Consider the following 1323-nt stretch of genomic DNA (forward strand, 5'->3'; position numbering starts at 1 on the left):
AGGGCTTCGATCTCGGAGGGGCCGGCGTTGAAGGTCTGCGGCTTGATCGTGGTGGCGCCGAGTTCCTTGGCGATCAGGCCTTCCTGGATGCCGACCAGCGCGGTGGCGTGGGTCAGGTTGGGGAAGTAGCCGACGCGGACCTCGGTCGCCGACAGCTTCTTGCCGGAGTCGGCGGAGGAGCTGCCCGTCGCGGGGGCGTCCTTCTTGGCCTCGGAGCCGTACCCGCAAGCGGTGAGAAGCAGGGGAAGAGCGGCGGTGACGGCGATGGCGCGCAGGGCGGTGAGCGGTCTTGCGGCAGACACGGAGGTGTCCTTTCACGGGATGGTGTTCGAGGAAGTGCGCAGGAGTGCGGAGAAGTGCGACGCGAGGTCATCGGCACGCACGGCATCCGGTCCCGGCCGTCGGCGGCGGGATCGCGGTCGCTGGAAGGCACGCGGGCGGCGAGGTCGGCCAGGGGCCGGCCGGGCTACGGCGAGCGGGTCAGGCGGGCTGACAGATGGCGCTGGAGGTGCGGACCAGGTCGATGTGTCGACGGGAGGTCAGGGGCAGCGTCCTGCCTGCGCGGTGCGGTGTTCGCACGGCCACCTCCCGGATTCCTAGTTTTCCCACCTGGTTGGTAGGCATATTGGCAGACCGGGACACTCGCCCCAAGAGGTTGACCGCATCGTGGACGCCTGGATCTCGCAATGCGAGAAAGCGCAGGTGGGGCGGGGTCAGTGGCTTAGGGAATCAGATGATCGGGGGATCAGGGGATCAGGGATTGGTCCAGGCGTCCGGAGCGTGGGCCAGCGCGGATACGGAGGCGGGCAGCTCGGACGAGGCCACGTCGGCGAGCGAGACTCCGTCGAGGATCTCGCGCACATTGGCCCGCAGCGCGATCCACAGGGGCAGCAACGACTGGGCGGGGCCGGTGTAGGAGAGGTCCGGTGGGCGGACTCCGCGCACCGAGACGAGCGGTCCGTCCACGACCCGGATGACGTCCGCGATGCTGATCGACCGGGCGGGCCTGGCCAGCCGGTAGCCGCCGTTGCCGCCGCGCTGGCTGAGTACGAGACCGCCCCGGCGCATGTCGTTCAGGATGCCTTCGAGGAACTTGTGCGGGATGTCCTGGGCGTCGGCGATGGCTTCGGCCTTCACCGGCCCGCCGTCCTGCGACGCGGCAAGCTGCAGTGCGGCACGTACCGCGTAGTCCGCCCTGGCTGAGATCCGCATGCGGACATTATCCCGTACGTCGCCGGGCGGCCGCCGCCCCGGCCGGGCGGGCGGGGGGGGCGGGGGGCCCGGACGGCCGGGAGGGGGGGGGGGGGGGGGGCGGATCCCCCT

Annotated in this window: 2 protein-coding genes and 1 pseudogene; all 3 read right to left on the reverse strand. The window is 71.0% G+C overall.

The annotated features are described in order from the left end of the window. Positions 1-302: pseudogene (locus ACFXDJ_RS23210) on the reverse strand (sulfate ABC transporter substrate-binding protein); the annotation flags it as partial. 178 nt (positions 303-480) lie between these two features. Continuing rightward, positions 481-624, reverse strand: coding sequence for a putative leader peptide (locus ACFXDJ_RS23215; protein WP_384664234.1), 144 nt, complete (start codon positions 622-624; stop codon positions 481-483). 129 nt (positions 625-753) lie between these two features. Next, entirely contained in the window at positions 754-1212 is a 459-nt protein-coding gene (locus ACFXDJ_RS23220) for an RrF2 family transcriptional regulator (RefSeq protein ID WP_384664233.1), read from the reverse strand. Positions 1213-1323 lie beyond the last annotated feature (111 nt).

Source organism: Streptomyces sp. NPDC059443 (assembly GCF_042750105.1).
Taxonomy (GTDB): Bacteria; Actinomycetota; Actinomycetes; order Streptomycetales; family Streptomycetaceae; genus Streptomyces.